The 9,185-nt window shown below is 44.2% G+C and carries 9 protein-coding genes; 3 read left to right on the top strand and 6 right to left on the bottom strand.

The window, feature by feature from the left end; translation table 11 throughout:
• The coding region (locus tag A3757_RS09085) for a GAF domain-containing protein (protein ID WP_156506263.1) at positions 1 to 483 on the bottom strand (483 nt) is incomplete at its 3' end.
• 41 nt (positions 484 to 524) lie between these two features.
• A complete protein-coding gene (locus tag A3757_RS09080; RefSeq protein WP_068509047.1) occupies positions 525 to 1,001 on the bottom strand; it encodes an RNA pyrophosphohydrolase in 477 nt (158 codons plus the stop codon).
• Between the two features lie 241 nt (positions 1,002 to 1,242).
• On the opposite strand from A3757_RS09080, the gene A3757_RS09075 reads away from it, so the two are divergent.
• Both A3757_RS09075 and A3757_RS09070 read left to right on the top strand, forming a co-directional pair.
• Positions 1,243 to 1,899 carry an HAD family phosphatase gene (locus A3757_RS09075; protein ID WP_068509045.1) on the top strand — a complete coding sequence of 219 codons (657 nt, stop codon included), beginning with the start codon at positions 1,243 to 1,245 and terminating at the stop codon, positions 1,897 to 1,899.
• On the top strand, positions 1,868 to 2,878 hold the full coding sequence (locus tag A3757_RS09070) for an imelysin family protein (RefSeq protein WP_068509043.1): 1,011 nt from the start codon (positions 1,868 to 1,870) through the stop codon (positions 2,876 to 2,878). The genes A3757_RS09075 and A3757_RS09070 overlap by 32 nt, the downstream gene beginning before the upstream one ends.
• Positions 2,879 to 2,907: 29 nt before the next feature.
• Here the strand turns inward: A3757_RS09070 and A3757_RS09065 are convergent, their stop codons facing one another.
• Positions 2,908 to 4,110, bottom strand: coding sequence for a class I SAM-dependent rRNA methyltransferase (locus A3757_RS09065; protein ID WP_068509041.1), 1,203 nt, complete (start codon positions 4,108 to 4,110; stop codon positions 2,908 to 2,910).
• A 172-nt stretch (positions 4,111 to 4,282) separates the two neighbouring features.
• On the opposite strand from A3757_RS09065, the gene A3757_RS09060 reads away from it, so the two are divergent.
• Positions 4,283 to 5,149, top strand: coding sequence for an HDOD domain-containing protein (locus A3757_RS09060; RefSeq protein WP_068509039.1), 867 nt, complete (start codon positions 4,283 to 4,285; stop codon positions 5,147 to 5,149).
• 85 nt (positions 5,150 to 5,234) lie between these two features.
• Here A3757_RS09060 and gspD read toward each other — a convergent pair whose 3' ends face one another.
• Genes gspD through gspN form a run of 3 tightly spaced genes read right to left on the bottom strand, consistent with a single transcriptional unit; the run spans position 5,235 to position 8,909 of the window.
• The gene (gspD, locus tag A3757_RS09055; RefSeq protein ID WP_231872239.1) at positions 5,235 to 7,214 is read right to left on the bottom strand and encodes a type II secretion system secretin GspD; all 1,980 of its coding nucleotides are present in this window, start codon (positions 7,212 to 7,214) and stop codon (positions 5,235 to 5,237) included.
• 56 nt (positions 7,215 to 7,270) lie between these two features.
• Positions 7,271 to 8,128, bottom strand: a complete 858-nt coding sequence (locus A3757_RS09050; protein ID WP_197469962.1) for a type II secretion system protein N — start codon at positions 8,126 to 8,128, stop codon at positions 7,271 to 7,273.
• Between the two features lie 13 nt (positions 8,129 to 8,141).
• Positions 8,142 to 8,909: a type II secretion system protein N gene (gspN, locus tag A3757_RS09045; RefSeq protein ID WP_068509035.1), complete on the bottom strand. Its 768-nt coding sequence runs from the start codon at positions 8,907 to 8,909 to the stop codon at positions 8,142 to 8,144.
• Between the last annotated feature and the right edge of the window lie 276 nt (positions 8,910 to 9,185).

Raw genomic sequence — 9,185 nt, 5'->3', positions numbered from 1 at the left:
AGTTGCTTCTGAATGCGCTATAACGCTCGCCAGCTGTGCAGAAACCGTAACTAGAAAAGCTTCTTCACCTTCATCAAACTTACGCAGGTTACTGGCTTCCTGAACAACCAATACACCCAATACCTTTTTATGATGAATGATTGGAACACCAAGAAAGCTTGTAAAACGCTCTTCTCCCGTTTCAGGCAAATAGCGGTAGCGTTCATGCTGCTGGGCATCTTCGAGGTTTATCGGCTCTTCCCTAACACCAACCAAACCAACCAGACCCTCTGAATAACCCAAGCTCACGTTCCCGATCGCATCTTCCCGCAAGCCACGAGAGGCACGCAAGACATAACGATTTTCTGCCGGATCAAGAAGATAGATGGAACATACTTCCGTACTCATAGCCTCCTGAACGCGACTGACAATAATATTCAGTGCTTCCTCAAGACTAGCGGCACTATTCACTTCCTGAACAATACTGCGAAGTATGCTTAGCATTTAATACCCTTTATATTATGCCCACGTTTCCAATAGGTGGCTTAGTTCTTAAATAAGTCAGTTGATAACTCTTTCATTGCTCTTCGGTATACCTCTCGCTTAAATGAGACAACCTGACCCAGCGGATACCAATAACTTACCCACTGCCAACGATCGAACTCGGGGCTCACGTTCCGATCTACAGATATGCTTGAGTCAGCACTCAGCATGCGTAACATATACCACTTTTGTTTCTGTCCGACGCATAACGGTAAGGAGTTATGGCGAATCATTTTCTTGGGTAATCGATAGCGTAACCAACCCTTTGTTTTGGCCACAATCTGTACATCTGAAGGCTGCAAACCTATTTCTTCATTCAATTCACGGTAAAGTGCTTCATCAGGAGTCTCATCAACTTTGATTCCACCTTGCGGAAACTGCCAAGAATTTTGTCCGATTCGCCTTGCCCAAAGTACCTCATTAAATTCGTTTGCGAGAATAATTCCGACATTTAATCTGAAACCGTCAGAATCTATCACTCTCTAATTTCCCGTCTATAGATATTTACATTGCCTTCATTCTTTCAGAATTTGCCCGATACAGCAAACCCATGAGCGGGCAAATAATTAATTATGCTAGATATATCAATCAATTCTAGACTACTTTTAAGATCTTAATGAGTTTTTAAAGAGATGATCTGATATGATTTTCTATTCATCGAAATCGACCCTTTGTGATTGGTCGTTATTTAGCATAAAACACTCTCGGGGGAGTACATAAGTGGCACTGGCAATTTTCGACTTAGACAACACATTAATCGCGGGTGATAGCGACCATGCCTGGGGCGAATTTCTCGTCGAAAAGTCTATTGTCGACGCTCAAGTTTACAAAGAGGCCAATGATCAATTTCTTTTGGATTACCAAAATGGTGAACTCGACATCCTCAAATACCTGTCATTCGCGCTTCGCCCACTCGCCGCACATCCGACAGAGCAACTGCTGAAATGGCGAGAAGAGTTTTTTCTGGAGAAAATCAAACCACTTATGCTTGATAAGGCAATCAAGCTTGTTGAAAAACACAGAGCTGCCGGAGATACTCTCCTGATTATTACCGCCACAAACCACTTTGTTACTGAGCCTATTGCTCAGGCTTTTGGCATTGATACACTGATAGCGACCCTTCCCGAGCAAGTCGACGGTCGATATACAGGCAAGGTAAGCGGCACACCCAGCTTTAAAGAAGGGAAAATTACGCGTTTGAACGAGTGGTTAGAGACGAATCACCATACACTCAAAGGTTCTTTTTTCTATAGCGATTCACATAATGACCTGCCTTTATTAAAGCTGGTCAGCACGCCAGTCTCTATCGACCCGGATGACACCTTAAGAGAATATAGTGAACAAAATGGCTGGCCAATACAAACTCTCAGAAGCTAAGAAAAAAGACATGATCAGGGGCTTATTCACCACTTTCTGTTGTTTAGCGCTATTCGGCTGCAGTGAACCCTCAACGCCAGATATCACATCCAGCAAAACAAGCTCAGCAATAAACAAGCAATCGTCAGATATTGGCAACCGTCAAATCGCAACACTCTCCACCTCTTTGATCGACCAAATGGTTAAAGAGAGTAATCGATTACTTACTGAAACCAGCAACGCAGCCGCTAAGCTACAAAGTTCTATCGACAAACTAACGACTCAGCCATCGAAAGAATCTCTACAGGAAGCTCATCAGCAGTGGAGTCTAGCTCACGATACATATATCTCGACTAGACTTCTTAGACAATGGCTAAAAAGCCTGAACATCATACATCCGGTTTTGGATGTGACTCTCAGCTCTCCTGAACTCGTTCATACGAACCACAACCGCATTGATCAGTACCCTTTGATTCCTGGCTATTTAGATAAGGTCCAAGGCTACCCGCTAAGCGGTTTAATTCACTCTGAAATCGAATTGACCAAGGATAGCCTTAATCAGGAGCATTTACTCGGAGATTCTGCCTATGTTGCCTTAGGCTTTCATGCTTTAGAGTTTATGCTTTTTGGCGAGAGTGGAAACCCGAGAATCGTTGCAGACTTTTCAATCGAGAACACTAGCAAAAGTCAGAACCAAAGCGCCAAGCGTAGAGCAAAATACCTCAAACTCCTAAGCAAACTGCTCAAACAAGATATCGAAGCTTTTAGCGTTTCTTGGAACAGGCTCGATGGCTACTATCCAGCAGCACTTGCCACCATTCCTGAAGAAGAACTCAGAGCATCACTTCGTCAAATTGCTGAAGTAGAACTCGAAGCCTGTCGGCAAATTCAAATGCTGATCGGCAAGCAAGCTATGCACGATACCAAGAGTAGTATCGCCGCAAGAATAAGCCTTGCAAATCGCGTCATTGAAACACTAGAAAGCACGAGACAAAACTAAGCCCTGCATCGCACTTTCATTTAATCAAACTACGATGCTGGCAAAACTCTGACGAAAATTGATTTCAGGTATTCTGTTTCCGGAATTACTGGCAGTATTGGGTGATCTGCACCTTGGCCGCCCTGCTCAATTACTTGTAAGCGCTTTTCCAAAGTCTGGCCACTTACCGCAATAGCTTTCATCAAGGCTTCTCGCGAAAGGTGCATAGAACACGACGCAGAAACCAGTAAACCATCTTTTTCTAGCAGGCGCATCGCAAGCTGATTCAAACGTTGATAAGCAATCTCACCCGCTTTCTGGTCCTTACGCTTAGGAATAAATGCTGGTGGATCAGCGATAACAACATCAAATTTCTCACCTTCAAGCTTCAACTGCTTGCACACGTCAAAGACATCACCCTCAATACAACTTACCTTGTCAGACAAGTCATTTAGTGCCGCATTCTTCTCAACGTAATCAAGCGCCATTGAAGAGCTATCTACACAGGTAACCGACTCAGCCCCAAATGCAGCGGCTTGAACTCCCCAACCGCCCACATAGCTATACAAGTCCAGCACGCGCTTACCTTTAACATAGTCTTTTAAGCGCGCCCGATTCATGCGGTGATCATAAAACCAGCCTGTTTTTTGCCCCTTCATAACTGGTGCAAGAAAACGAACACCGTTCTCTTCCAGTTCGGCGTCTTCAAGCTCCTCTCCCATAGCAAGCGAAACATAGGACTCGAGATTCTCGGCAGATCTCATCTTGCCATTATTTTTAAACAAAATCGTTTTCGGTCGACAAACCTTCTCAAGTGCCGAAACGATTTCATCCTTTAAAGACTCCATTCCAGCACTCGAAATCTGAACAACAAATACGTCTTTAAAGCGGTCAATCACCAGGCCAGGCAACATATCACTATCACCATAAACCAAGCGATAAGAATTCCCATCAAAGGCTTGCTCTCTGAGGGACAAAGCGATCTTTAACCTGTGCCTGAGCAAAGACTGGTCCATTGCCTGTGCAGGGTCCCGGCTAATCATTCGACCAGCGATGAGTGATGCAGGAGAAATAAAAGCCCGGCCAATCGCTTTACCCGCCTGGTTGACCACAATAGCTTGTTCGCCTGGCGCAAACTGTTTTAAGGGACTTTGCTTGGTATCAATCTCATTGCTATATATCCAGAGGTGACCCTGTTTTAGTCTCTTGTCAGCCCCTTTATTCAGGCAAAGCGTTTTAGGCTGGTCAGTCATCGTACACCTCTCGATATTTTAGTTAGCTTGAATTGGGCGGCAGTATATCAAGCAAGCCGATTTAGGCCCATTTTTATTCTGCTCATCGTTAGCTTATTTCTCAATTCATCCTACAATTACTAGGTTAATTATCAGTATTTGTAATAAAGCAAGTCACAGGCAGCAGCAAATTATGAGCAACCAACTCACCGAAGCCCAGGTCAAAAAAATTCTTCAAGGCATTCATGTACCTCCACAACCCCAGATTCTTGTGGACTTACAAATGGAACAGATCATGCCGGCCCCGGATATTCAACGAATAGCCAATTTAATCGCGAAGGATGTTGGCTTATCCGGCACCATGCTGAAATTTGTTAATTCACCATTTTATGGTCTGGCAAATAAAATCACCTCCATTGAGCAAGCGGTATCACTACTGGGTATTCATACCGTTATTAATATCTTGAATGGCCTGGCAATCAAAGGTGAAATGTCAGATGAAGCCATCATTGAATTAACCTCTTTTTGGGATACCGCAAACGACATAGCGATGGTCTGCGCAGCGGTTGCCAAAAAAGTCGGCTACCGCACGCCAGACGAAGCTTATGCATTAGGCTTGTTCCATAATGCGGGTATTCCTCTCATGCTTTCACGCTTCGATGATTATATCACCGTCATGGAAAAAACTTATTCCGGCCAGCATGAGCGAGTCATTGACTTAGAGAATGAAAAATTCAACACCAATCACTGTGTCGTCGGTTATTTCACCGCCAAGTCATGGAACCTCCCTGAGCATATCTGCCAAGTTATTGCCGAACACCATAACACCAAGCAAGTGTTTGCAGTTAAAGACGGCAAAAACCAGCAGCAGAAAACCTTGCTGGCAGTTCTTAAACTGGCTGAGCATATTTGCGGAAACTACAAAGTACTTGGCCTACAAGATAGCGACCCGGAATGGGAAGATAGCCAAGATGACATATTAGAATACCTAGGCTTAACTGCTTACGATATCGAAGACCTTAAAGTAGGTTTCATTGAAATGGGTGTCACCGTTTATTGAACAAGAGTCTTTAAAACAAAAAAGGGAGAGTCTCTGACTCTCCCTTTTTTATTCAAGAAAATAAATACTCAGCCTTTGAAGGCTTTTACTTAACCTGCATGCCTTGGTATACGCTATCAAGCTGAGGTTTAACTAAATCTTCAGTATCTTCACCATTGCTTTCCTTGATCGCCAAGTTCAAATTCCATAGCTGATCAAACTTCTCAACGGCAACAGCCTTATTGGCCGCTTTATCACGTAAAATCGTTGGTTTTAGGAATACCACCAAGTTCTGCTTATTTACAACCTTCTGAGTACTTCTAAATAAAGCACCTAACCAGGGAATATCACCCAGCAATGGAACCTTGCTTTCTTGGTAAGTTTCGTCATCACGAATTAGGCCGCCCAGAACAATAGTCTCGCCATCATCAGCCAGAACATTCGTCTTAATCTGACGTTTCGAGGTAATAATATCGGCTCCAGCCGTTGACGGAGAAACGCCTGATATTTCCTGTTCAATTTCCAAACGAACTAAATTGCCATCACTGATACTTGGCGTCACAATCAACTTAACACCGACATCCTGACGCTCAATCGTAGTAAACGGGTCCGACGTTCCAGCACCGGAAGAAGTAGACTGACCTGTGATAATTGGAACATTCTCACCAACAATGATAGATGACTCCTGATTATCCATGGTTATCACTTTAGGTGTAGAAAGAACATTTGCGCTAGCATCACCTTCAAGCGCCTGGATCAGGCCACCCCAGCTTACACCACTTTCACTTGTTCGCCCAAAACCTGCGGTAATACCATCACTCGCACCAATACCTGAGACGTTAAGATCACCATCATCACTGCTATCTTGCGCGATCAACGCTGACAATACATTCGCCGTCGCAATTCCCGCATCAGAGAAGTTTGTAAATACACCTGGAACCGATGCACCCTGATCATACAAGGCCCACTGAATACCAAGTTTGTCATTCAGGTCATCTTTAATTTCAACTATCGCAGCCTCGATCAGTACCTGAGCTCGGCGAACATCAAGTTGCTCAATGACACCATCGAGCTCCTGAATCACTGAAGGTTCTGCTCTAATAACCAGCGCATTCAAACCTTCATCAGCATAAACACTCGCTTCTGAAGATTGGCTTTTACCCTTACCCTTAGCACCCTCACTACTAATATCGCCCATTAGCCCCTTTAACAACTCAGCTAACTCTCCAGCATCCGCATGTTTAAGTCGGACTACCTTGGTTTTACCACCCGTGGATGAAGGTTGATCCAGTTTGGCTATCAACTCTCGCATTTTCTCCCGGAATGCCTCATCGCCTCGAAGGATAAGCCGATTGCTGCGCTGATCTGCAACAACACTAAATTTATTGCCGCCACTTTTTCCTTTAGCTTTACTCAGCTCGCTAGGTGCTAACTCTTCTAAGAGCTTTACCATATCACCAACCCATGCTTCTTTAAGCTGAACAACTTCAAGTTCATATTTAGAAGGGCTATCCAGCTCATCAATAATCTTACTAATTCGTTTTATGTTCGCCAGGTGATCACTAATAATCAAAGCATTGGCAGCTGCGACACCCGCAAGGTGTCCATATTTTGCCACCATCGGTCTAAGAATCGGAACCAACTCTAAAGCACGAGCATTGTTAACCTGAATTACCCGCGTAACGATTTGCTCTGATGGTACCTTTTTCAAAAAACGATCGTTCTGAGCACTCTGCTTGGCATCATTTTGTCTGACAATCTTGATCACTTCCTGGCCAGGTATCGCTGCAAAGCCATGCACCCCCAAGACGGATAAAAACATTTCGTAAACAGCAGATTTATTCATTGAAGCATTAGAAATAACCGTGACCTTACCCTTAACTCGAGGGTCAATAACAAAGCTATAACCTGTTATATCGGCAACCTGACTAACAAATGCTCTGACATCCGCATCCTTCAGATTTACCTTCCAGGTTTGCTCCTCACCGAAGGCACTCCCGCTAAATACCAGCGCGGCACAAACAACCAAGTGCACCAACCTGAGACGGACCATACTGAACATGTTCTTTCCTAATGTAGACTTCATAACAATCACTTTACACTTAAGTCATTTGCATTACTGGGCTTGAGCCCGCAATTTTTTTATCTCAAAGGGTAGTTAATATAAAAGCTGGCGCCATCTCGCATCACTTCTACTTCCAAACTACCTTGCTCATAGAGACTTTTCATTAACTCTTTATCGCGCTGAATATCACCAAGGTTATGACCATTCACCGAGCGTATCACATCACCCTTGTTAAGATTTAGCCCCGACAACATTGGGTTTCCACCTTGGTAAACATACCCCTCTGAAGAAGCTTTCAGCCCAACTGAGCCCAATGCAGCGACAGGATCTTCCTGTAAGCGCTCTGCAGCCTCATCCATAAATTGCTGAGGCGTTTCTACTGATTCCACCCTTGCTCTTCTTTTCGGCTGGGCTTTAACCGGCGTTACCTTAGAAAAACTGCTACTGCCTTTGATGCTCTTCTTTTCTTCAAAAGCCAAAGTTTCTAGCCTTCCGTTACGCCTCAAGAGAATACGATCACTATATACCTCTTCCAAAGTGGCCCTGCCTGGTAGGGCATCACCTATGCCATAGTAATCCGCCTTCTTGCCAATCTCTTCTACTATAGCACCCGATGCGCCAGCCTGCTCTGACATAAAAACACCTTTTAATGCTAACCTTAAGCTGGTCTTAGGCGCTTCTTTTGGTTTATCCTGCTTTTTAACTACCTGTTTTCCTACTTGTCCGAATAAATGATAGTCAGCTAACCTGGCATCTCGCCCCTGGCTTTTCTTAGCTGTAACAACTTTATTCTGAGGCAACACTAAAGCGCGCTCATCCGAAGAAGCCAGTGAATACCAAAACACTCCAGCCCCCAGATAAGCGACATAAACAAGCAAAGTCACAGCCAACAGTGACTGAATCCTAGCAATTGTTCCTGACCCTAGCGTTATCAAATTATTCACCAGCCTAATAAATTTTCTTTTTCACTTTAAACACGACATCTTCTTCTTTGGAGTTTTGGGGCCAATGCTCATCAGCCAAATCCAATAAGCGTCTTTTCACTTTAACTAGCGCTTCACCCTCTGGGCTCACCGTCGCTTCAATGACATCAAACGATCCGCCACTATCACGAACACCTGCTTTTATTTCCCCAGTTTCGCTAGTTTCTATCACCCCCCTAAAAGGAGGAAAGCTACGTTGATGTATAGCGCGTTGAGCAGGATAGGCAATATCGCCACCAGACCACGAGATCATACCTGCAGCTGATCGCAGCATATTATCTTCAGCTAGCAGCTGTATATCCTTTAACAATAGCTGACCATCCAGGGTGACTCGTTGCGCCCTCAGCGCTGGGCTTAGCATAGATAAGTCTAGGTCACCACGAGAAACCGTCACAGCGATGTCAGACATGCCCACCGTAATCACAGCCTCCAATTCGCCCGCTTGGCTATCAATATCAAGCTTAACGGGAAGTGATAAGGCATATAGTTCAGATAATTTCACATTCCAATCAACTATTGAGGCAATGCCTTTATACTGAACCAAAGCACGACCATCCCAGATAGTCCCCTCAATGCCTTTTACCGAAACACCAACAGAGCGAAGAGAATTAGTTACAGAAGGATCAGCCTCTACAACTCCCTCCCAAATCACACGCGCTGGAGCCTTAGCCAGCACAAAAACGCTAAAGGCCAATAAGAAAACAAGAAGATACAGAATTGTTTTTTTCAACACGCGTAAAGACCAAGTCCTATTATTTGACCCACTTCAGTACAAGAGATACTGAAAACTACCGAGAACCTATCATGCTTATATACCTAAGCCGCCCGGTAGGGAGCCTACTGCTCTAAAAAGCGACCAATTACAGACTATTTAATATGATAAATCTACCTTTATTAACGGTTTTTCATACCTTTGCAGGGTTTTCTTGAGACATGCCTCAAGTACTTAGCCCCAAACGCAAGAAACCCGGCAAAAGCCGGGTTTCTTAATCACAAAGCGTGAAAGGCT

The organism is Oleiphilus sp. HI0117, assembly GCF_001635235.1.
This window is presented reverse-complemented; position numbering and strand designations above follow the sequence as displayed.

Excerpts from the sequence above, each read along its gene's own strand:
- A3757_RS09070 (WP_068509043.1), top strand. The coding sequence starts at position 1,868 with ATGGCTGGCCAATACAAACTCTCAGAAGCTAAGAAAAAAGACATGATC.
- A3757_RS09065 (WP_068509041.1), bottom strand. The coding sequence starts at position 4,110 with ATGACTGACCAGCCTAAAACGCTTTGCCTGAATAAAGGGGCTGACAAG.
- A3757_RS09060 (WP_068509039.1), top strand. The coding sequence starts at position 4,283 with ATGAGCAACCAACTCACCGAAGCCCAGGTCAAAAAAATTCTTCAAGGC.
- gspD (WP_231872239.1), bottom strand. The coding sequence starts at position 7,214 with ATGAAGTCTACATTAGGAAAGAACATGTTCAGTATGGTCCGTCTCAGG.